The 22,591-nt window shown below is 62.7% G+C and carries 19 protein-coding genes and 1 pseudogene; 3 read left to right on the forward strand and 17 right to left on the reverse strand.

Going from position 1 to position 22,591, the window contains the following annotated elements; translation table 11 throughout:
• Nucleotides 1–147 precede the first annotated feature (147 nt).
• A complete protein-coding gene (locus AC5O5I_RS14245; protein ID WP_172227475.1) occupies nt 148–1,287 on the reverse strand; it encodes a glycerate kinase in 1,140 nt (379 codons plus the stop codon).
• A 168-nt stretch (nt 1,288–1,455) separates the two neighbouring features.
• Nucleotides 1,456–2,553, reverse strand: a complete 1,098-nt coding sequence (locus tag AC5O5I_RS14250; protein WP_494510982.1) for a sugar diacid recognition domain-containing protein — start codon at nt 2,551–2,553, stop codon at nt 1,456–1,458.
• A 164-nt stretch (nt 2,554–2,717) separates the two neighbouring features.
• On the opposite strand from AC5O5I_RS14250, the gene AC5O5I_RS14255 reads away from it, so the two are divergent.
• Entirely contained in the window at nt 2,718–4,046 is a 1,329-nt protein-coding gene (locus tag AC5O5I_RS14255) for an MFS transporter (protein ID WP_494510983.1), read from the forward strand.
• Between the two features lie 113 nt (nt 4,047–4,159).
• Here the strand turns inward: AC5O5I_RS14255 and AC5O5I_RS14260 are convergent, their stop codons facing one another.
• Complete coding sequence (locus AC5O5I_RS14260) at nt 4,160–5,008, reverse strand: RHS repeat-associated core domain-containing protein (protein ID WP_494510984.1); 849 nt, start codon at nt 5,006–5,008, stop codon at nt 4,160–4,162.
• Nucleotides 5,009–5,174: 166 nt separating this feature from the next.
• Here AC5O5I_RS14260 and AC5O5I_RS14265 point away from each other — a divergent pair, with 166 nt between their 5' ends.
• Nucleotides 5,175–6,716 (forward strand): FAD-dependent oxidoreductase, encoded by a 1,542-nt coding sequence (locus AC5O5I_RS14265; protein ID WP_494510985.1) that lies wholly within the window; start codon nt 5,175–5,177, stop codon nt 6,714–6,716.
• 99 nt (nt 6,717–6,815) lie between these two features.
• Here the strand turns inward: AC5O5I_RS14265 and AC5O5I_RS14270 are convergent, their stop codons facing one another.
• The gene (locus AC5O5I_RS14270; protein WP_494510986.1) at nt 6,816–7,763 is read right to left on the reverse strand and encodes an RHS repeat-associated core domain-containing protein; all 948 of its coding nucleotides are present in this window, start codon (nt 7,761–7,763) and stop codon (nt 6,816–6,818) included.
• Nucleotides 7,764–8,261: 498 nt separating this feature from the next.
• On the opposite strand from AC5O5I_RS14270, the gene AC5O5I_RS14275 reads away from it, so the two are divergent.
• Entirely contained in the window at nt 8,262–9,359 is a 1,098-nt protein-coding gene (locus AC5O5I_RS14275; RefSeq protein WP_494510987.1) for an alkene reductase, read from the forward strand.
• A gap of 100 nt (nt 9,360–9,459) precedes the next feature.
• Here the strand turns inward: AC5O5I_RS14275 and AC5O5I_RS14280 are convergent, their stop codons facing one another.
• The 13 genes and pseudogenes from AC5O5I_RS14280 to benR form a co-directional block, all read right to left on the reverse strand.
• Nucleotides 9,460–9,672: a cold-shock protein gene (locus tag AC5O5I_RS14280; protein ID WP_172227461.1), complete on the reverse strand. Its 213-nt coding sequence runs from the start codon at nt 9,670–9,672 to the stop codon at nt 9,460–9,462.
• Between the two features lie 237 nt (nt 9,673–9,909).
• Nucleotides 9,910–10,821, reverse strand: coding sequence for a LysR family transcriptional regulator (locus AC5O5I_RS14285; protein WP_494510988.1), 912 nt, complete (start codon nt 10,819–10,821; stop codon nt 9,910–9,912).
• 116 nt (nt 10,822–10,937) lie between these two features.
• Complete coding sequence (locus tag AC5O5I_RS14290) at nt 10,938–11,630, reverse strand: TraX family protein (protein WP_172227457.1); 693 nt, start codon at nt 11,628–11,630, stop codon at nt 10,938–10,940.
• A 3-nt stretch (nt 11,631–11,633) separates the two neighbouring features.
• Complete coding sequence (locus tag AC5O5I_RS14295; protein WP_172227455.1) at nt 11,634–12,710, reverse strand: metal-dependent hydrolase; 1,077 nt, start codon at nt 12,708–12,710, stop codon at nt 11,634–11,636.
• 81 nt (nt 12,711–12,791) lie between these two features.
• On the reverse strand, nt 12,792–14,042 hold the full coding sequence (locus AC5O5I_RS14300; protein ID WP_494510989.1) for an OprD family porin: 1,251 nt from the start codon (nt 14,040–14,042) through the stop codon (nt 12,792–12,794).
• A gap of 54 nt (nt 14,043–14,096) precedes the next feature.
• Nucleotides 14,097–15,296: a benzoate/H(+) symporter BenE family transporter gene (locus tag AC5O5I_RS14305; RefSeq protein ID WP_494510990.1), complete on the reverse strand. Its 1,200-nt coding sequence runs from the start codon at nt 15,294–15,296 to the stop codon at nt 14,097–14,099.
• A 20-nt stretch (nt 15,297–15,316) separates the two neighbouring features.
• Nucleotides 15,317–16,645, reverse strand: coding sequence for an MFS transporter (locus AC5O5I_RS14310; RefSeq protein ID WP_494510991.1), 1,329 nt, complete (start codon nt 16,643–16,645; stop codon nt 15,317–15,319).
• Between the two features lie 59 nt (nt 16,646–16,704).
• Nucleotides 16,705–17,466: a 1,6-dihydroxycyclohexa-2,4-diene-1-carboxylate dehydrogenase gene (locus tag AC5O5I_RS14315; protein WP_172229738.1), complete on the reverse strand. Its 762-nt coding sequence runs from the start codon at nt 17,464–17,466 to the stop codon at nt 16,705–16,707.
• 144 nt (nt 17,467–17,610) lie between these two features.
• Complete coding sequence (gene benC / locus AC5O5I_RS14320) at nt 17,611–18,621, reverse strand: benzoate 1,2-dioxygenase electron transfer component BenC (protein WP_172286438.1); 1,011 nt, start codon at nt 18,619–18,621, stop codon at nt 17,611–17,613.
• A gap of 72 nt (nt 18,622–18,693) precedes the next feature.
• Nucleotides 18,694–19,179, reverse strand: a complete 486-nt coding sequence (gene benB, locus AC5O5I_RS14325; protein ID WP_172229734.1) for a benzoate 1,2-dioxygenase small subunit — start codon at nt 19,177–19,179, stop codon at nt 18,694–18,696.
• The gene (gene benA, locus AC5O5I_RS14330) at nt 19,176–20,534 is read right to left on the reverse strand and encodes a benzoate 1,2-dioxygenase large subunit (RefSeq protein ID WP_172286439.1); all 1,359 of its coding nucleotides are present in this window, start codon (nt 20,532–20,534) and stop codon (nt 19,176–19,178) included. Before benA ends, benB begins: the two co-directional genes overlap by 4 nt.
• 581 nt (nt 20,535–21,115) lie before the next feature.
• A pseudogene (locus AC5O5I_RS14335) lies at nt 21,116–21,352 on the reverse strand (RHS repeat-associated core domain-containing protein); the annotation flags it as partial.
• A gap of 129 nt (nt 21,353–21,481) precedes the next feature.
• Nucleotides 21,482–22,438, reverse strand: coding sequence for a benABC operon transcriptional activator BenR (benR, locus tag AC5O5I_RS14340; RefSeq protein WP_494510992.1), 957 nt, complete (start codon nt 22,436–22,438; stop codon nt 21,482–21,484).
• Nucleotides 22,439–22,591 lie beyond the last annotated feature (153 nt).

Consider the following 22,591-nt stretch of genomic DNA (forward strand, 5'->3'; position numbering starts at 1 on the left):
TTCTGACACCCTCAGATCGAGCGCCGCCCGCGCGGCGCTCGATCTCACAGGCGCTGAATATACCAAGGCATACACCTGTCAGCCCTGATGCAACCTCCCAGAGGCCACCCCCCACATGGCCTGCGCTACCCCACCGGGGCAATACCTTCAGACCCGCTTCGAACAACGCCACAACCGCCCGATATCACAAGCCCGTGCCTGCAACAGCTCCCCAGCATTGGCACACGCGTGCTCCAGGCTCATCGGCCCACTTGCCAGGGCAAAGGCCGCATCTATCCCATGGGCATACAGGGCCTGATAGCCCTTACCCAAGGTCCCGGCCAGTACCACCACCGGCACACCATGGCGCTTGGCAACCCGGGCTACCCCCATTGGCGTCTTGCCGCGCAAGGTCTGCGCATCGAAGCGCCCTTCGCCAGTCACCACCAGATCAGCGCCTTGTACCAGCGCATCGAGACCGGCCAGTTCAGCCACTACCTCTACCCCCGGGCGGAACTGTGCACCCATGAATGCCCGGGCCGCAAAACCCATGCCGCCGGCAGCACCGCAGCCAGGGTAGTCACGCATATCCTCGCCCAGCAGCTGCGCACAATGGTCGGCAAAATGCCCCAGGGCATGGTCGAGCGCATCAACCTGCTGCGGATTCGCACCCTTCTGTGGGCCGAAAATGGCCGATGCACCATTGGCCCCACACAGCGGGTTATCGACGTCGGCAGCCACTTCAAACTGCACCTCGGCCAGGCGCGGGTCGAGGTCGCTGGCATCGATGCGGGCCAGCCTGGCCAAGGCCAGGCCGCCCTCTTCCAGCGTTTGCCCTTCGGCATCCAGCAGGCGCAAGCCCAGCGCCCGCAACATGCCGCTGCCGGCATCGTTGGTGGCGCTGCCGCCGATGGCCAGCACCACCCGCTGCGCGCCGGCGGCCAGGGCGGCGGCAATCAGCTCGCCGGTGCCCCAGGTGCTGCTGCGGCAGGCGTCGCGCTGGCTGGTTGGCACCAGCTGCAGGCCACTGGCCTGGGCCATTTCGATGATTGCCGTGCGGCTTTGCGGCAACCAGCCCCAGCCGGCTTCGACACTTTGCCCCTGCGGGCCGCGTACGGCCTGGCGGCGCAGTTCGCCGTGGCTGGCAGCAAGGATCGCCTCCATGGTGCCTTCCCCGCCATCGGCCATCGGGCACTCGACCAGCTCGGCCTGCGGCCAGGCCTCGGCCAGGCCGGCGGCGATGGCGCGGGCGACACCGGCAGCGTCGAGGCTGTCCTTGAACGAGTCGGGGGCAATGACGATTTTCATGGGGATTCTCCTGTCCTGATGAGCGGCATGCTGACAGTTGTGCGCCTGGGGGGCCTCGGTCAAATGCACAAAACGCGGGACGGGTTGTTTGGGCAGATGCATTTGTGCCTGCTTCGGGGCTATTTGCGGCAGGCCAGCTGCCGCCGACGCCCGCCGCAGCTCACCCCATCACCCAGCCGGCAACAACTGCAACCCCAGATACAAGCTGAGCATCCCTTCCATGCGCAACGGATCAACCTCGCCCAGTTCGGCAATCCGCTCCAGCCGGTAACGCAGGCTGTTGCGATGTATGCCAAGGGCATCGGCACACGCCTGGCTCTGGCCGTCATGCGCGCACCAGGTGCGCAGGGTGGTCAGCAACTGGCCGCTGCCGTCCTTGGCGCGGATGCGCTGCAACGGTTCCAGCAGCTCATCTAGCGCATCATCGTTGCGGTGCCGCCACAACATGGCCGGCAACCGGTAGCGCTGCAGGCTGAGCAACCGTTCGCCGGGCAGTACCTCGCGCCCGTATGCCAGCAAGTCACGCACCCGGCGATAACCTCGGCGCAGTTTCTCCAGGCTCTGCGCAGCACTGCCCACGGCGAGCCGCTCCACTTCCCAGCCATGGCGTTGCAGGCGCTCGAGCAGGCGGGGCTCGTCCAGCGCCGCGCCGGCCGGGCGACACCACAGCAACGACTGGCGAGCCGGGCTGACACACCAACTGTCCGGGTAACGGCTCATCAACCATGCCGACAGCGCCTCGGCGGCAGGGCCCGAGGCCAGTTCAAAAAGGCACGGTACCCGCGGCAACTGGGGTTTCAGGCCCAGTTGCCGGGCTTCATCGAGCAGCCGTGGGGAGTCGCCGCTGCCGCCGAGCAACAGCGCCAGCAGGTCGTCACAGCGCTGCCGACGCCATTGCTGGTCGGCCTGCAAATGGCGCTGGGCCAGCAGCATTTCAGCGGTCATGCGCACCAGCTCGCCATAGGTACGCACCTGTTGCGGCTCACCAGTCAGGCCCAGTACACCCATCAGCCGGCCATCGAGCATCAGCGGCAGGTTCACCCCCGGCTGCACGCCCTTCAGGCATTTGGCCGCGTCGCTGTCCAGCTCGACGATCCTGCCGTTGGCCAACACCAGTTGCGCGCCTTCATGGCGGGTGTTGATGCGCTCCGGTTCGCCACTGCCCAGGATCAAGCCCTGGCTGTCCATCACGTTGACGTTGCACGGCAAGATCGCCATGGCCCGGTCAACGATATCCTGTGCCAGGTCATGGTCGAGTTCGAACATTGCAGGGTCCTTAGGGGTGTTAGGCTTTTGGGCCCGGGCACAGCAGGCTGGCCCAAGCGCTGTGCAAAAGCACAAAGACAGGTACGCCGCCGTCCCCGAGACTCGTCAGGGCGAGCGCCGAAACAGGCGACGCGGCGACAACCATAACAACAGAGAACCCGATCATGGCACACAGCCCCGCCCCTGACCAAGGCACGGACTCCACCCGCAACGCGCTGTACCGGCGCATCACCCTGCGGCTGATTCCGTTCATTTTCATCTGCTACCTGTTCAACTACCTTGACCGCGTCAACGTCGGCTTTGCCAAGCTGCAGATGCTCGACGCGCTGAAGTTCAGCGAAACGGTGTACGGCCTGGGGGCCGGCATCTTCTTCATCGGCTACGTGCTCTGCGGCTTGCCGAGCAACCTGGCGCTCAACCGCTTCGGACCGCGGCGCTGGATTGCGCTGATGATGATCGCCTGGGGCAGCCTCTCCACCTGCCTGCTGTTCGTCACCACGCCCACCGAGTTCTACACCCTGCGGCTGCTCACCGGCGCTGCCGAAGCCGGCTTCTTCCCGGGCGTGGTGCTGTACCTTTCGCGCTGGTTCCCGGCTGCCCGCCGTGGTCGCATCATGGCCCTGTTCATGTCGGCGATCCCGGTGTCCGGCCTGCTTGGCGGGCCGTTCTCGGGCTGGATCCTGCAGCACTTCGCTGCAGGCCAGCACGGCCTGGCCGGCTGGCAATGGATGTTCCTGATCCAGGGCCTGCCCACCGTTGCCCTTGGCGTGCTGGCCGTGTTCCTGCTCAGCGACGGCTACCAGAAAGCCGCCTGGCTGAGCCCGGCAGAACGCCAGATGATCGCCAGCGACCTGGAGGCCGATGCCGCCGGCAAGCCCGGCACCAGCGGTGACCGCGTGCTGGCCGTGCTGACCAACCCGCTGATCTGGGCCTTCGGTTTCGTCTACTTCTGCATCCAGAGCGGCGTATACGCGATCAACTTCTGGCTGCCCTCGATCATCAAGAGCATGGGCTTCGACAACCCGCTGCTGATCGGCTGGCTCAGCGCCATCCCGTACCTGCTGGCCGGTGTGTTCATGATCCTCTGCGGGCGCTCGGCTGACCTGCGCAACGAGCGGCGCTGGCACCTGGTGGTGCCGATGCTGATGGGTGCCATCGGCCTGCTGATTGCGGTCAACTTCGCCGGCAACCCTGCCATCGCCATCCTCGGCCTGTCGATCGCCACCATGGGTGCCCTTACCGGCCTGCCGATGTTCTGGCCGATGCCCACTGCGCTGCTCAGCGCCGGTGCAGCGGTGGCGGGCCTGGCGATCATCAACTCGGTGGGCCAGATGGCGGGCTTCCTCAGCCCGTACCTGGTGGGGTTCATCAAGGACCAGACCGGTTCCACCGATGCCGCGCTGTACTCGCTGGCGGCGCTGATCGTGGTCGGTAGCCTGGTGGCCTTGCGCATCACCCGTGCGGGTGCGTTGAGTTCTGCTAAAGCCAGTTGAACTCATTCGGGGGTAAATCGGAGCGGCGGTGCGCGATTCGATTTACCCGCGAAGAGGTCCGCCCAGGCCACATAAAAGAACCATCCCCGCCGCTCGTCAGCCTGACATTGTCGCTAAACGGTGCTGACCATTACCTCCAACAGCTCTTTAGTTGCCGGCATGTTCCGGAGGTTGCGCATTTCATCGGGCAGTTCAATGCGAACAATGCCCGATTCCCTTCCGCGTAGCATATTCACACCGAACATTTCCTGCGCCACCTCACTCGCAATCTGCGCGTAGCTGATGTTGTACTGCGAGATGTCTGCGAGTGTACGCTTCGAGGAACTCCAGGCCTGCATCGCCCGCCCTGTCATGCCCGATGCACCAGTTCCCAGCCGCGTCCCCGACGAAAACATCGAAGACAATGACGATTGCGCTTGCCAAGCCGCTACGATTCCGGTTGGCGTGCCCAGGATCACACTGGCCACCCCCGATACCGTTGCAATTGAATTGCCGGCGCGAGCCAGCTTAGGGTATTCGGGAATACGCGTGGGAAAGGCGAGGTACTGCTCTGCTGTCATGTTCAACTGCGCGGCATGAACTGACCTTTTGATAATGGGTGTAGCAACCTTGAGCCCTGACATGCCGGTGTTTATCAACCCAGTGAAGCCACTGAAGAACTGCTGCAGGGTACGCACAAAATCATGACCGCTTCTGTCGACATGGTTTACGGGGTCGTCCTGACAGTAGGCATAGCTGTTCAGTCCTCCTTTACCAAAGGGGCTAAATGAGTCAGCGCTGCAGAATCTCATCAAATTCGAACGATACAAGCGCTGGCCATTTCCAGGCAGATAGCCCCCCGTGGCAATGTCTCGCCACTCGCCGACAAAGCCCAAAGCAGCGTTGCTCCGCGGGTTGAACCCATACGCAGTGTGAGGCGTGGCGCCCATTACCGACTGTTGTATATCCACTGTGAGTAGCATGCCGGCTCCTGATAGCGGCGCTCAGTGAAAGGATGGGCAAACGCGGGGCATACTGAAACTGATAAAAATGCCAGTTGCACATACACCACTCCGATCGTCAGATAGGTGCACTTACTCCCGACCCCAGGCGTCAAATGGTTGCAAAGGCCCCCTTTGGAGAAGCCCGATGACCCAGCACGCCGTCGCCCGCCTGGCCCAGCTCGATCAACACCGTCCCCTACGCGTACAAGCCGGCAACGAAGAACTGATCCTGATCCGCCAAGGCGACCAGGTGCATGCCTACCAGGCCACCTGTCCGCATGCGGGCGCCCCGCTCGATGAAGGTGTGGTCTGCGCTGGCCTGCTGGTGTGCCCTTGGCACAAAGCTGCGTTCGCCGTTGACGACGGTGTGGTCTGCGAGCCACCTGCCCTGGCTGACCTGCGGCGTTACAAGGCCTGGGTGAAGGGCGACGAAGTCTGGGTCGAAGATCAACCCCTGCCCGTGATCGAGCCGCCCAGGCACAGCGATGCCCGCTGTTTCGTCGTGGTCGGCGCCGGTGCCGCCGGCAGCGCCGCAGTTGCCACCCTGCTGTCCCACGGCTTTGCGGGCCGGCTGCTGTGGATCGACCAGGAGCGCCAGCCAGCGTACGACCGCACCGCCCTGAGCAAATTCGTGATTGCCGGGGAGATGCCCGCCGACGAAGTGCCCGCATTGCTCGAAGCCGACGCCCTGCGCAAAGGCCATCTGGAACGCAAGCACGGCAAGGTGCGCACCCTGAACAGCCAAAAACGCCAACTCACCCTCGCCGACGGCCAGCAGTTCGACTATGACGCCTGCCTGCTGGCCACAGGTGGCAAAGCAATCCGCCCCGACATTCCGGGTGTCGACCTGCCTGGGGTATTCACCCTGCGCTCAAGGGAGGATGCCGCGCAGTTGCTCGACGCGGCCGAACCTGGCCAGCCAGTGGTGATCGTCGGCGACGGTTTCATCGGGCTGGAAGCCGCCTCGGCGCTGCGTAAGTACGGCGTACACGTACACGTGGTCACACGCCATGAAATCCCCCTGGCCAGGCAGTTGGGGGAGCGCATTGGCCGCAGCATCCGCGCGCTGCACGAACGTAAAGGCGTTACCTTTCATGGCCCCACCGAGGTCGAGCGGATCGAGGGCCAAGACAAGGTGGAAGCCGTGTTGCTGAGCAACGGTGAACGGTTGCAAACGTCACTGGTGCTACTGGGCACCGGGGTAAAGCCGGCCACCGGCTTCCTCCAGGGCGTGCCCCTGACCGAAGACAAATCGCTGCGGGTAGATACCGAAATGCGCGCCGCCGACGGTCTGTGGGCCGCAGGGGACATCGTGACCTTCCCGCTTGCGGGGCGGCCGGTGCGCATCGAGCACTGGCGCCTGGCCCAGCAGCACGGGGTGATCGCCGCCGCCAATATGCTCGGCGAGCAGCGCCGCTACGCCGATGTGCCGTTCTTCTGGACATACCAGCATGGGCGCACTTACGAAGTGCTGGGGGATGCGCGGGACTGGGATCGTATTGAATTTGTCGGTGAGCCGGAGGAAGGCGACTTCATTGCGTTGCAATGCGTTGGTGATCAGGTTGAGGCAGTGGTAGCAAGGGGGTATTCAGATGCCATGGCCATGCTGTCTCTGCTAATGAAGCGTTCCCTGAGCCTGAAAGACGCGCTTGAACGGATTGGCGAACCTTTCCATTGTGCTCGTTAAGACGATTTATAGTTGTTGGCTCAGCTCTCGCCCCCCCAAGTTCACAACCCATTCTAACGAGCACACTTGAGTCGATTCAAAACGTTCGAATCAGGCTCATTAGCGCCTTACAAGATTTCTGGCGTAATAGAAAGCGTCATGCATATATTTTCTATTCAGTACATAAACCAAACCGACTCCCGCTGTTACACCAAATACTGCCGCCACTCCACGGGCGGCAGGACTATTCCCCAAAGCTTCTGCAGCGGTAATTTGAACTACGTATTGCGTTGCATAAGCAACCGGTAGCTTCAGCAGGAATTTTCTGGTTTCGGCCGACATTATCCGGGATGAAGATTCGACGCCTGCCGTGCGCACTGTAGCGGGGCTTGAAGTGCTGCCACTGCCTGCAAGAGAGGAATGAGTAGAGGTTGCCTCAGTGCTTGATGCAGCTATCTGCCTGGTAGCTTGGCTGGGCAGGGGCTCTGACTGCTGATCCAGAGTGGGGGCGGAGGGTCGCAAAGGGTTCATTTCCACATCGACATCCTGTGGTTGAGCGCGACGTCCGAAAGTTCGAGTTAGAAAATTTCTAATTCGCTCCCAGAACCGTCCGCCAGGATCATTTCGATTCACGGGATCAGATTGGCAATAGCTATATCCATTGATCCCGCCCTTCCCAAATGGAGACAGCGCGTCCGGCTGATTGAAGCGCATCGTGCGCGGATTAAAATCACGCTGCCCGTTGCCAAGAGGATAATTCCCCGTTGCCTTGTCGCGACGCTGGCCCACGAATGTTACCAACGTCGTCGGTTCTTGTGATTTTGAAAACCCGTAAGGGGTGTAAATCTGAAAATAGGCCGTTCGGCCGTTTTTCATGACCGTATTTGCTTGGTCACATTGCAGCACTGAAATGATCGGATCATGGATGTTCAACTGTGCGCACGCGATCGAAGCGCCCCAGACCACGCGTGCGCTTGCGCCTCCAATGGTGGTAGACATACGCCTGCCTTGGTAGAAATAGAGTTCCCGTTGTGTTGCCGGCATGATGCTGGCGCTCCAGAGTTTCATGTTCAGGATCATCGGCGATCACGCTGCAACCTGCTACTGGCAAAAATGTCAGGTTGTCCGATCTGAATTGCTTATCGCCCATGGCGTATCGGGCACTGGCGCCTGGCCCAGCAGCACGGGGTATCGCTGCCGCCAATGCTGTACCGAACCAGTGAGGCCTGTGCCAATCGTGCGCGACCGCCTCGTCGTTCCAACTCGATATCAAGGCGGGCGCCAAGGGGCCGAGTGCCTCGACCTCAGGAGTAACTGGCCCGAAACAGATGGAGCAGCCTTGTGCTGCGAAGCGCCGCGCGGGCGGCGCTTGATCTCTCAGGCGCTGCAAATGTTATGGCAGGCACCTGTGAGCCCCCACGCGATCCCTGTGGCGCTTACCCGCGAAAAGCCCCTCCAGACAACGTTCAAGAACCATTGGGGAGCTCTACGCCGGGCTCCCGGTCCCCCCTTTCCCCAATCACCTCGGTATCGTGCGCACCATTGGTTTTGACCTCTGGAGCTGCAATGAAACTGCTACAACCGCTGCAAATCGGCCCGCTCACCCTGCCCAACCGCGTATTCATGGCGCCCCTCACCCGCTTGCGCAGCCTTGAACCGGGCGACGTGCCGACCGCGATGATGGCCGAGTATTACCGCCAGCGCGCCAGCGCCGGGCTGATCATCACCGAAGCCACGCAGATTTCCTTCCAGGCCAAGGGCTATTCCGGTTCGCCTGGTATTCACAGCGCCGAGCAGATTGCGGCCTGGCAGCGCATCAACGCAGGCATTCACGCCGAAGGCGGCCACAGTGCCGTGCAGGTCTGGCACACCGGGCGGGTTTCACACACCTCCCTGCAGCCTGGCGGCGAGGCGCCGGTGGCTCCTTCGGCAGTGCCGGCCGGAGCACGTACCACCTTGCGTGACCAGCAAGGCAACCTGGTGCGTGTCGAAACTTCTGCGCCGCGTGCTCTGAGTGAGAGCGAAATTGCCGACATCGTCGCCGATTTTGGCCAGGCTGCGACCAATGCCCGGGAAGCCGGTTTCGACTTCATCGAACTGCACGCTGCCCACGGCTACCTGCTGCACCAGTTTCTCACCCCAAGCGCCAACCAGCGCGAAGACCGCTACGGCGGCAGCGTCGAGAACCGCGCGCGCATCGTGCTGGAAGCCGTGGACGCAGCAATCGCCAATTGGAGCGCCGAGCGCGTCGGCATCCGCGTCTTCCCGCTGGGTGGTTTCAATGGCGTCGACAATGGCGAGGACCAGGAGGCTGCCGGCCTGTACCTGATCCGCGAGCTTGCCAAACGCAACCTCGCCTACCTGCACCTGTCCGAGCCTGACTGGGCCGGTGGCAAGCCGCTGCGTGACGGGTTCCGTGAAGCCATCCGCGCCGCCTATCCGGGGGTGATCATTGCTGCCGGCGCCTACACCGCCGCCAAAGGCGAAGACCTGATCGGGCGCGGCCTGATCGATGCCGTGGCATTCGGGCGCAGCTACATTGCCAACCCCGACCTGGTAGCGCGGTTGCGTGAACAGGCGCCGCTGAACGCGCATAGGCCGCAGTTCGATTATGCCAATGGGCCTGAAGGCTATACCGACTACCCGTTCCTGCAGCAGGCGTGAATCCCCGCAACCCGGATTTCATGCAAAAAAAAACGGAGCCATTGAGGGCTCCGTTTCTCAGTGGTCGATCACGCCTGAGCGTATTCGACACACAGCCGACTTACTCTGGACGCACCTGAGCAGCCTGCATGCCTTTCTGGCCTTTTTCAGCAACGAAAGAAACCTTCTGGCCTTCTTTCAGCGACTTGAAACCGTCCGATTCAATGGCCTTGAAGTGAACGAAGAGGTCGTCGCCACCGCCGTCCGGGGTGATGAAGCCGAAGCCCTTTTCGTCGTTGAACCATTTAACCGAACCGGTTTGTCTGTTGGACATGCTCTGAATCCTCAATGCTGATTGGTGCGTTTTCAGTGAAAGTTGAAGCGGCTGTGTCGTTCGACCAACCTCTGCACGGTACATCTTGGGCGATCCGGAGCAATCTAGCTACTAGCATTTCTGCTAATTCGCATAAAAATATCTGGACACTGAGCGCCACAACTGCGGGGCAGCTATCTGCAACGCCCTCGAATCGTGCGAACGTTGCCGCGCCAGAGCCGTTTGCCGGCCACCCAGTCAGTATTCCCAGGGCACACCCGCTTCCCAACTGGCCACCAGCAGGTCGATGAAACCGCGAACCCGCGGCGACAGGTGGCGCTTGCTCGGGTAGACGATGCGGATCGGATCTGCCGGTGGCCGGTAGGCCTGGAGCACTTCTACCAGCGTGCCCGCACGCAAATCGTCGCCGGTGATGTAGGTGGGCAGGTGAATCAGCCCGAAACCTGCGCGGGCGCCGTCCAGCATCGCTTCCGAGCTGTCGATGTTCAGCCGCCCGGGGTCTTCGCACAGGTGCAGCCCCGCTTCGCTGTGAAAGCGCCAGGGCATGGCCTTTTCGCCGGCGAGGAAGGCGATCTTGTCGTGCCCGTAGAGGTCGGCGGGGACCTCGGGTACGCCACGCGCTTGCAGATAGGCCGGCGAGGTACAGGTGACAAACTGCTGCCAGGCTACGGTGCGGGTCAACAGCTGCGAATCTTCTTTTGGCGCACCGATGCGCACGGCAACGTCGACGCCCTCCTCGACCAGGTCGACGAAACGGTCGGTGAAGCGAATATCTGCACGCAGTTCCGGCCATTGCTTGAGGTACTGGTCGAGGATCGGCAACACATGCCGCTGGCCGAGCGACAACGGCGCCGTCAGGCGCAGGGTGCCGGTGGGCTTGCCGCGGCGCTGGGCCATGGCGCTTTCCACCTCGTCCAGGTCATCCAGAATCTGCCGCCAGCGCTCGAAGGCCACCAGCCCCTCATCGGTCAGGCTCAGTTTGCGTGTGGTGCGGTTTAGCAGGCGCACCGCCATGCGTGCTTCCAGGCGGGCAATGCTTTTACCTACCGCCGAGCGCGTCAGCCCCAGGCTGGCGCCGGCGGCAGTGAAACTGCCGGCCTTGGCGGCACTGACAAAGGCCGCGATATCGCCGAAGCGGTTGGGTTCCATGGGTTGATCCTGCCTCGATTAAGACCGCTTTAAATGGGTATGAATTGGCCGATTGCAACCGGTCCTGAAGCAGCGGGTTTACTCGCGAATGGCCGCAAAGCGGCCCCATTGCGACCTCAAACCAACCCCCTTATAACCAGCAAATGCACCGGATAAAACAGGTAACCCCAACGCCCGACAGCAGGCACCGCCCAATCATCATGGCGCAGCAACCCCCAGCCAACCGGGATCGCCAAGGCTGCTGCAGCCAGCGTCAACAAAGTAATAGGCGCCAACAGATGCGCCTGCAGCCAGCTGTTGGTCAGGTTCCCGCCCATGGCCAACAGGCAAGGCAAGCACCAGGCCACGCCGCCCTGCCGGCGTGCCATCAGCCAGGCGCCCGGCAGCAACACCCCCGGCAGGCCATACATCAGCTGCTCGCTGAACAGCCACCCCACTCCCAGCCCGGCGAGGCCGAGCACCCGGGCCGAGATCAGTGGGTGATGCACACCCCAGGCTACCAGCAACCCCAACACCAGTGTCGGCATCACGCTGAAGGTCGGCGAGCCACTGTCCAGCCAGCGATACGCCGGTTCCGACAGCACCGCGAACAGCAGCATCAGCCCCAGATAGCGCAGGTTGACGCGGGTATACAGCGCCCCTGCCCTGACGCGCCCAACATTCACCGCGATCGCCAGGCAGAACAGCGGAAATGCCAAACGCCCCAGCACGAACAGGCCATCGGCACTCGGCCACAAAAAGCGCAGGTGGTCGGCGACCATGGTCAGCATCGCCGTCCACTTGACCAGGTCCAGCCCCGCCGAGCGCATGCCTTAGCGCCTGCCCTCGACCGGGCTGACACCCAGGTAGCGGTCAGTCCAGACGGCCAGCGGCAACGGCGGTTGCTGTTCGACGATGCGTCGCCAGATCAGCGCCAGGTCAGCGCCATTGAACATCGTCCCAGGCCCACTGCCTTGCCATACCGAAGGCACATCCACTGTCCAGCGCCCCTGGCTGTCGCGGTGCGCCATGTTGAAACGGAAGGTGTAGTTGCCCGGGATGCCCATGCGCAGGTCGGTGACCACCAGCGCGTCGCCGACCTGGTCGTAGCGCAGCCAGTCATCGGTGAACCAGCGCAGCCGCTGGTGCAGCGGCGCCCCGGCCAGTGCTTCGGCCAGATCAAGGTTGCGCGACAGGCGTTGCATTTCTGGCGGCTGGCGGTCGAGTACGCTGCTGATGCCTTCGTAATAGTGGCCATCCGGGGTCTTGGCCAGCACCCGCCAGACCAGGCTGTTGAAGGCGATGGGCACGGCACGTACCTCGCTGGCGACGACACCCTGTTGCTCCAACGCCGCCTGGAAGCGCTGCTCGGCCGCCATCCGCCCGGCCAGGCCAAAACCCAGGTAGGCAGTGCTGAACACCAGCGCCAGGGTCAGCAGGCGAGTAGCCCTCTGCGTAACGCCCTTGAAAATGGCGTAACCCACCGCTGCCAGCAGCGGCACCGTGTAGACCGGGTCGATGATGAATACCGCAGCCCAGCTCTGCGGGGTTGTCTGCAGTGGCCAGAACAGCTGCGTACCGTACACAGTGAAGGCATCGAGCAGCGGGTGGGTGATGAGCACCAGCCAGAACGCGAGGAACAGCCTGGGCAGGGTGTAGCCCTTGCCGGGCCAGCATTTGCCGACCAGCCACGCCAGCAGCAACGCCAGCCCGGTGAGCACGAACAATGAGTGGGAGAAGCCGCGGTGGTAGGTCATCTGCGACACCGGGTCGGCGTAGCGGATGATCACATCCAGGTCGGGCAGCGTGCCCAGCGCCGCCCCGTAAAGCAGCGAGCGGCGGCCCTGGATGCGGCCCAGCACGGTACCTTGCAGGGCGGCGCCGAGAACGGCTTGGGTGATGGAGTCCAAGGGTGGCATTCCTGAAAAGGTGGTTTGCCGACGCTACCCTCATCCGGCGCTGACACGCAATCGCGATTGTGGGTGCACGGGCTACAGCAACTGCCAGGTGTACACCAGGGTCAGGCGGTTCTCGTTGATGTCACTGCGGTAGTTGGACCGGGCCATGGCGTTGCGCAGCCGAATCCCCAGGCCCTTCAGCACCCCGCTCTGCACCGCATAGCCGATATCCAGGTCGCGCTCGCGGTCACGCCCTTCATAACCCTGCCCGGTATCTACATTGTTACCGGTGATGTAGCGCACCGTCGTGGTCAGCCCCGGCACGCCCATGGCTGCGAAGTTGTAGTCGTAACGCACCTGGTAGGAGCGCTCGTCGGTGTAGGCGAACTCGTAGGTCGGGACTTCGTTGCCCAGCGGCGAGATGTTGGCGAATAGCCGTGGGAACGGGCTATCGCCGTAGATACCCTGGTAGCCGACATGCAAGCTGTGCCCGCCATGCCGGGCGGTGAACATCGAGAAGAACGCCTGGTTGTCGATGTTGCCGAGCAGCGCCTCGCCCGCTTCACGCGCAGTGAAATACCCCAGGTTGGCGCTGAGTACCCAATCCCCTACCGGTTTGCTGTGCTTGAGCCCGACAAAGCCTTGCTGGTAGATATCTTCCAGTTCCCCGTACCACAGGCTGATGCTGCTCTGGTTGGCGTTGAACGCATAGTCGCCGCCCACGTAGTTGAACGCATCGCTTTGTGCCTGGCGCATCGGCACATGGCCGAGCATGGCGTTCATCTTGCCGTCGCCCCCTTCGTTGCGCAGGTGGGTGCTTTTCAGGTGACCGGCCTGCACCGTCAGCCCGTCGATTTCCGCCGAACTCACGCTCGCCCCCTGGTAGGTCGGCGGCAGCAGGCGGATGTCGCTGAAGGTCAGTACCGGCAGGTTCGGTTGCAGCTCGCCCACGCGCAGCTCGGTCTTTGACAGCCGTGCCTTGAAGGTAGGCGCCAGGCGGCTGTATTCGTCGGCAGCGCGACCATCGCCATGCACCGGTAGCAGGCCGGTGTTGACGCGGTCCGGGCTGCTGTCGAGCTTGATCCCCAGCAGCCCCAGGGCATCCACGCCGAAGCCGAGCGTGCCTGGGGTGTAGCCGCTCTTGAAATCGAGGATGAAACCCTGGGCCCACTCCTCGGCCCTGGACTGCTGGTTGGCCCCGACAATGTCGGAGAAGTCGCGGCTGAAGTAGTAGTTACGGGCACTGAGGCTGGCCTTCGAATCTTCGAAGAAACCGCCTTCGGCGGCCAGCAACGGTTGGCTGAGCAAAGTCAGGCCCAAGGCGACGCAGGGGGTGTGGTTCATTCCGAAGCTCTCTTGATCTTGTTTTTATGGATAAAGCGTTGGAACAGCAGCGGTTCATGGGTTACGGCGCAGCACCTCCCGTGCCTGTGGCCGGCGCAACCGCAGCAGCGCGTGGGCCAGCAGGCCGAACACCAAGCCCCAGAACGCCGCCGACAGGCCCAGGAAGGCCACCCCCGAAGCGGTGACCAGGAATGTGAACAGCCCGGCATCGCGCTCGGCCGGCTCGGCCAGGCTGCGGGCCAGGGCTTCGCCGATCGCGCCGTACAGGGCCAACCCGGCCAGGGCGGCGATCAGTGCGGCGGGAAAGGCTGCAAACAGCGACATCAGCGTGGCCCCGGCAATGCCCAGCAGCAGGTACAGTGCACTGCCGGCCACTGCCGCCACATAGCGGCGGCGCGGGTTCGCATGGGCTTCGTGGCCGGTGCACAGGCTGGCGGTAACTGCCGCCAGGTTCAGCCCGTGGCAACCAAAGGGCGCAAGCACCGCACCGGCCAAGGCACTGGCGCTGATCAGCGGGCTGGCAGGCGTTGCGTATCCGGCGTTGCGCAGCACCGCCATGCCCGGCATGAACTGCCCGGTCAGTGCCACCAGCACCATCGGCAGCGCCAGGCTGAACACCGCCGCCAGGCTGAACTGCGGGGTGATCAGTTGCGGCGAAGCCAGCTCCAGCACCAGTGCTTCACTGCGCAACGCACCGCTGGCCACGGTCACCAGCGTGCCGACGCACAGCACCGCTGCCACTGCATAGCGCGGCTGCAGCCGGCGCATCAGCACGTAGGTGACGAACATCGCCATTACCAGCAGCGGCTGTAGCGGCAAGGCGCGGAACACCTCGGTACCGAAGCTGAACAGGATGCCCGCCTGCATGCCGGCGGCGATGGAGCCTGGCAGGCGCGCAATGATGCGGTCGAAGGCGCCGCTGATGCCGATCAGCAGCAGCACCAGGTTGGCCACCAGGTAGGCACCCACTGCCTGTTCCAGGCCGAGCTGCGGCAAGGCGGTTACCAGCAGCGCAGAGCCGGGGATCGACCAGGCGATGACCACCGGCACCCGGTAACGCAGGCTGAGCAGCGCGCCAAGCACGGCGCTGCCCATGGACACCGCCCACACCCAGGACGACAGCTGCTGGTGAGACAGGCCGGCGGCCTCCGCGGCGTGGAAGATGATCACCAGCGGGCCGGCATAAGAGATCATCGTGGCGATGCAGCCAGCGACGATGGCGGACAGCGAGCTGTCCTTGATCAGGGTTTTCATGGCACCTCGCGCAGTTCGATTCAGGCCTGGGCCGCAATGGCCTGGGCATGCCGCCGGCCGCTGGCCAGGTGCACAGCCATGGCCAGTGCGGCAATGGCACCAGGGATGGCGAAGGCGATGAAATTGAGCTGCAGCGGCAGGTTGATTCCCATCAGTGCACCGCCCAGCAGCGGCCCGACGATGGCGCCGTTGCGGCCGATACCGGAAGCCCAGCCAAGACCGGTGGAGCGCACCGACAGGCCGTACATTTGCGCGGCGCCGGCATACAGCAGGATCTGCGTACCGATGGTGGTGGCACCGGCAATGAAGATCAGCAGGTAAAGCAGCGGCGTTGGGCTGTTTACCCCCAGCAGGCTGATCGATAGCGCAGCGGCGATGAAGAACGCCATCTTGACCTTGACCAGGTTGTAGCGGTCGCCCAGCCAGCCGCCAAGAATTGCCCCGGCCATGCCGCCGAAGTTCAGCGCCAGCAGGAACGAAAGGCTTGAGCCCAGGCTGTAGCCGGCGTTGGCCATCAGCTTGGGCAGCCAGGAACTCAGCGCGTAGACCATCAGCAGGCAGCAGAAGAACGCCAGCCACAAGGCCAGGGTGCGGATGGCCAGGCCGTCGCGGAACAGGTCGAGCACTGACGCCCCGCTGCTTTTGCGGTCCACCGCCTGCAGCACGTCATCGGCCTGCACGTCGCACGTCGGGTCCAGTCGTTTGAGCAGCTTGCGCGCTTCTTCGGTGCGGCCTTGGCGCACCAGAAAGCCAATCGATTCCGGCAAGTGGTAAAGGATTACCGGCAACAGCAGCAGCGGCACGGCGGCGGCGAAGAACATCGACTCCCAGCCGAACCGCGGCAACATGAAGATGCCCACGCCTGCCGAGAGCATGCCGCCCAGCGAGTAGCCACTGAACATGATCGCTACCAGCGTGCTGCGCAGGCGCTTGGGCGCGTATTCGTTCATCAGGGCCACGGCGTTAGGCATCAGCCCCCCGCAGCCCAGGCCGGCGATGAAGCGGTAGATGCCAAACTCGCTGGGGCTGCTGGCGAAGCCGTTGAGAATGGTCGCCCCGGAAAACAGGGCGAAACAGATGGCGATGCCCTTCTTGCGCCCGATACGGTCGGCCAGGCTGCCGAACGCCAGCGCGCCGAACATCATGCCGAACAGCGCGTAGCTGCCCAGCGCACCGGCCTGCAACGGGGTAAGGCCCCACTCTTTCATGATTACCGGCAGTACCACGCCGTAGATGAACAGGTCATAGCCGTCGAAGATCAGCAGCAGGCCGCACCAGGCCATGACCATCCAGTGAAACGGGGTAAAGCGCGCGTTATCGATGATCGGATGTACGTCGAGGGTTCGCATGGCATCTATCGCTCTTGTTTTTGTTGTGGTGAAAAGCTGTTGCCGTGGGGGGGGGCTGCTCAGCCGAGGTCGCCGCCCCCTACCGGCAAGGTCACGCCGGTGATGTAGGACGCCTCGTCCGAGGCCAGGAACAGAATCGCCCCGACCTGTTCATCGATGCTGCCGTAGCGGTGCATCAGGCTGCTGTCGAGGGTCTGGTCGACGATCTGTTGGTACCAGTGTTTTTCCTGCTCGCTCTGCTCGGCGCTGTTGCGCGGCACCCGCCGCGGTGGCGCCTCGGTGCCGCCGGGTGCGGTGGCGTTGACGCGGATGCCACGGCCGGCGGTTTCGAACGCCAGGCACGCGGTCAGCGCGTTGACGCCGCCCTTGGCCGCGCCATACGGCACACGGTTGACGCCACGGGTGGCGATGGACGAGACGTTGACGATGGCGCCGGCACCGCGTTCAAGCATGTACGGCAGCGCGGCGTGGCAGCACCACAGGGTGGGGAACAGCGAGCGGCGTACTTCGGCTTCGATCTGCTCGACCTGGTAGTGCTCGAAGGGCTTGGCCCAGATGGTGCCGCCGACGTTGTTGACCAGGATATCGAGGCGGCCGAAGGCCTCTACCGCACTGGCCATGACCCGGGCGCAGTCGCTGTGCTGTTCCAGGTCGGCGGTGAGGGTCAGCATGCCCTCGCCGGCCAGTTCGTGAACCAGTTCGGAGCGGTCCACCGCCACCACCTGCGCGCCTTCGGCCTTGAGCCGCCAGCACACACCCCGGCCGATGCCTTGCGCGGCGCCGGTGACCAGGGCGACCTTGCCTTGGAATCTGTTGTTCATACTCAAATCTCCGCCTGCCCGCGATCCCTGTGGGAGCGGGTTTACCCGCGAATGCGTCCGACCAGGCAATGTCGTTGTACCGGCCGGCCTCTTCGCGGGTGAACCCGCTCCCACAAGGGGCGGTGCTATGTTCGGGTGAAGGAATCAGGCCGCTGCGGCGAACTTCTCGTAGTAGAAGTTGGCCGGGGTAATGCCTTGCTCGCGCACGTACTGGCTGACCGCCTCGACCATCGGCGGCGGCCCGCACAGGTACAGGTCCACGTCGCCATCATTGAGGTGGCGTGGCTCGATGTGCTGGGTCACGTAGCCCTTCTGCGGGTACTGGCTGTCCGGGCTGGCCACGCAAGCGCTGAAGGTGAAGTTGGGGATACGCGCGGCAAAGGCCTGCAAGCGGTCGAGCTCGACCAGGTCGAAGTCGTTGGTCACGCCATAGATCAGGTGCAGCGGGTGATCGCTGCCCTGCTCGGCGATCTTCTCCAGCATGGCGGTGAACGGTGCCAGGCCGGTGCCGCCAGCCAGCAGCAACAGCGGGCGCTGGATTGGCCGCAGGTAGAAGCTGCCCAGGGGCCCGGCCAGGCTCATGCTGTCGCCAGCCTTGGCCAGGCTGGTCAGGAAACTGCTCATCAGCCCGCCCGGCACGTTGCGGATCAGGAAGCTGACTTCGCCGTCCTTCTGCAGCGAGCTGAATGAATAGGCGCGGCTCTGCTCGCTGCCCGGGACCTTGAGGTTGACGTACTGCCCTGGCAGGAAAGCCAGGCGGCTCAGCGCCTCGCCCTTGATCGACAGGGCAATGGTGCTGGCCGACAACTGGCGCACGTCGCTGATGGCCGCCTCGAAGCTGGCCTGTTCGGTCTTGCACAGTTGCGATGAAGCCGGAATGCGGATGACACAGTCGCTTTCGGCGCGCATCTGGCAGGTCAGTACATAGCCTTCAGCGATTTCGTCTTCGTTCAGGGCGTCTTCGATGAAATTGTCGCCCAGGTCGTAGCGCCCGGCCTCGGCCTTGCACTTGCAGGTACCGCAGGCGCCGTCGCGGCAGTCCAGCGGAATGTTGATGCCTTGGCGGTAGGCAGCGTCGGCCACGGTCTCATGGCCGCTGGCCTCGATGAAACGGGTAACACCGTCTTCGAAATTGAGTGCGATCTGGAAACTCATGTTGCACCTCGCGGGCGAGCCTGACCACGGCGCGTCGGCTGACACACCGGGCAGTGCTCGCAAAACACTGGATCAGATGTGGTAGATGTCGATGACCTGACGCACGTAGTCGTTCTTCAGCACCACCTTCTTGGCCAAGATCTGCGGCTGCTCGCCGCGCAGGTCGAGGGTGTAGAAGCTGCTGCCGAAGTAACTGTCGGTGGTCTTGTAGCGGAAGCTCAGGGTGTGCCAGTTGAAGCGCACCTGGCAGCTGCCCTCGCCCTGCTCGACGATCTCGATGTTGCTGATGTTGTGCGAGGTGCGGGTGTCGGGCACGGTCGCACTGGAGCGCTCGGTCTTGATGCGGAACACGCGGTCTTCCAGGCCGCCACGGTTGCCGTACCAGATCAGCGAGATCTCGCTTTGCGGATCTTCGGTGAGGGTGTCGTCATCGTCCCAGCTGGGCATCCAGAACGTCGCGTCGCTGGCGTACAGCTCCAGCCACTGGTCCCACTGGGCATCGTCCAGGTAGCGCGCTTCGCGGTAGAGGAAGTCGCGCACGGTCTCGTACAGGCTCATTGCACGGCCTCCACGGGGATCAGTTGCTGCTCATCCTTGAGCGCCTGGATCATGGTGTCCTGCCAGTACTTGTGTTGCAGCACGAACAGGCCTTCGTCCTCGGTGCGCACGCCAGACAGCAACGGCTGCAGTTCGATCTCCCTGGCCGCTTCGTCGGCGCCTTCAACCCAGTGCGCTGCGCCACGGGACATGTCGTTCCAGCCGGTACCGCCGCCATAGCCGGTCTGGCACGAACGGAACTCTTCCAGGTCGTCCGGGGTGGCCATGCCGCTGACGTTGAAGAAGTCTTCGTACTGGCGGATGCGCTTGGCGCGGGCATCGGCGCTCTCGCCTTTGGGGGCGATGCAGTAGATGGTGATTTCGGTCTTGTTCACCGAAATCGGCCGGGCGACGCGGATTTGCGAGCTGAACTGGTCCATCAGGTACACGTTCGGGTACAGGCACAGGTTGCGCGAGTTCTCGATCATCCAGTCGGCACGCGCCTGGCCGAAGTCAGCGGCCAGCTGCTCGCGACGCTCGTAGGCCGGGCGGTCTTCGGGGTTGGCCCAGCGGGTCCACAGCAGCAGGTGGCCGTGGTCGAAGGAATAGAAACCACCGCCCTGCTTGGCCCAGGCGCCGGCGCTCATGGTCTTGATCTCGTCACCAGCCTCGCGCTGCTTGCGCTGGTTCTGAGTGGCGGCGTAGTTCCAGTGCACGGAGCTGACATGGTAGCCGTCGGCGCCGTTCTCGGCGGTGAGTTTCCAGTTGCCCTCGTAAACGTACGAGCTGGCACCGCGCAGCACCTCCAGGCCTTCAGGCGACTGGTCGACGATCATGTCGATGATCTTGGCCGACTCACCCAGGTGTTCGACCAGGGGTTTCACATCGGCATTCAGGCTGCCGAACAGGAAGCCACGGTAAGACTCGAAGCGCGCGACCTTGGTCAGGTCGTGCGAGCCGTCGCAGTTGAAGCTGTCGGGGTAGCCGGCGTTGCTCGGGTCTTTGACCTTTAGCAATTTGCCGCTGTTGTTGAAGGTCCAGCCGTGGAACGGGCAGGTGTAGCTGGAGCGGTTGCCGCGCTTGTGCCGGCACAGCATGGCGCCGCGGTGGCTGCAGGCGTTGAGGAAGGCATTGAGCTCACCGTCCTTGTTGCGCGCGATGAAAATCGGCTGGCGCCCCATGGTCAGGGTGAGGAAATCGTTTTTCTCGGGGATCTGGCTTTCGTGGGCCAGGTAGATCCAGTTGCCCTCGAAGATGTGTTTCATCTCCAGGTCGAACAGGCGTGGGTCGGTGAACATCTCGCGCTTGCAGCGGTAGATGCCCTTTTCACGGTCGTCCTCGAGCATGGCATTGAGGTAGTCGAATCCCAGGAACATGGCCAGGGTCTCCATTGTTATTGTTCAGACCTGGTCAGGTTAGGGAGACCGCTGGCGGGGGACTATCCGGATTGTGCAGAGTGTTATCCAGCTTTACCGGGATCTCGCACTTTTGGAACCAGCCGTTTGGGGTCATGGAGCCAGCTTGCAACAACATCGTTCACAAGAGTGTTCACGCTTCCTGCCGCTTGCATTATTTCGTTAAGTGGTGCGACTACCGCGAACGCCTCCATCAAGTGACTGTTGGACGATATCGGAGTCGCAGCCGCATTGACAGGATCGCCAGCGGCTCTCTTCAAATTTTCTCCGATGTTGCTTGATAGCTTCACTGCGGTGCCTTGCACTAATAATTTTTGAGCATCTGACCAATGCGATGAATTCATGATGGGTTGTATTTGATCCCCGTAACCACGCCCGAGATTGTTGATAGTTTCTACGACTTGATTACTCACAGTATAGCCAACGACTCCGGCATGTTTTCGAATACTTGACAGTTGCACTGGTTTCTGAGGTCTTGGCGCTTCAGGCGTTTCCCAAATTTTCCGAAGCGCAGGGGCTTTTGAAATCTTAGAAAACTTACGGTGCCCACTAGGATCAGCATAATTAACCGGATCCCCACCACAGTAGGCATAACAGTTTATTCCTCCAAGCCCCATCGGGCTCAAGCTGTCAGGACTGTGAAACCTCATCAAGACCGGATTGAACGCGCGGTATCCATTCCCTAGTAAGTAGCACCCTGTAGTAGGCTCAATTCTCTCTCCGCCGAAGCCCAGCATGGATGCAAATTGCTCACCGCCGTCATGCCCATAAACCGTGTACTGCCGTGAACCAGAGGAATTTCGCGACGTTGACATGGACCCACCTTCTCATCGAAATAAATCAAATGGTGGGACGTACATGAAATGTAAGCAACTGGTGGAAATGTCAGGTGACCACGCTAACGCGCCTCATCTGTGGCGTTTGAACGTCTGCGAAGGCAGCTCGCCGAACTGCTGGCGGTACACTTCAGAAAACCGTCCCAGATGCAGGAATCCATAATCCAGGGCAAGTTCCGTCACACTGCGCACACCACAAGTCGGGTCGTTCAGGCACGCATGCACCCGCTCAAGCTTGCGCTGGCGCACGTAATGCTTGGGTGTAGTACCCAGGTGCTGATCAAACAAGGTATACAACGAGCGCAAACTCATGCAGGCCTGCTCTGCCAGCACGTCAGCCGATAGCTCCAGTTTCAGGTTGCGCTCGATGTAGTCAAGAATGCGCTCAAGCCCCGCCTGCGGTGCGCTCAGGCTTTCGCGACGGATATTGGTGCTCATTAGAGTCAACAGCTTGCTGCCCACGATCTGGCTGTAATGGCCCTGCACCCTGGGCAGCGAATCCGTCACCTCCGCCTCCTGGCACACCATTGCCAGCAAATTGACGAACCCGTCCAGCTCGTCCAACCGGTAATGGTTGCGCAGGAAGCGCACGCCGCCGTCGGGGCGATACCAGCGCTGTTCGTCGCAGATCGAATCCAGCAACCGGGTGGGCACCTTGAGGATAAACTTCTCGCAGTCTTCCGAGTAGGTCAGGTCAACCGGGTCGTCGGGGTTGATCAGCAGCAGTTCCCCCGGCACCAGGTGATGCTCGCGCTTGTGCCCGCGCCACAGGCAGTTGCCGTTCAGCAGTACCTGCAGGTGGTAGATGGTCTCCAGGGCTGGCGAGGTGACCCGCACGCTACCGCCGTAGCTGATGCGGCACAGGTCGAGTTCGGCGAACTTGCGGTGGCTGAGGCTGGCCTGGGGGTGGGTGGTGCGCGACAGACCGATGCAATGCTGGCCTACATGCTGGTTGACGTAATCGGACACAGCATAAGGGTCGGCGTGGTGGAACACGCTACTGCGCTCGCTCAGCAGGCGGCTTTCCATAGGCAAGGCACTCGGCATCGTTATTGTTCTGTTCGCCGCTGCCTACCGCCTTGTGGGCGGTGGCCGCGGTCGTTCACGGTTATTGTATAGCGCCGGCTGCGGGTCACGGGGGGCAGGTGACAACCGGTGGATGGGGACACTTAAGCAAAAAGG

It is taken from the genome of Pseudomonas sp. 9_2_1, from assembly GCF_059295275.1.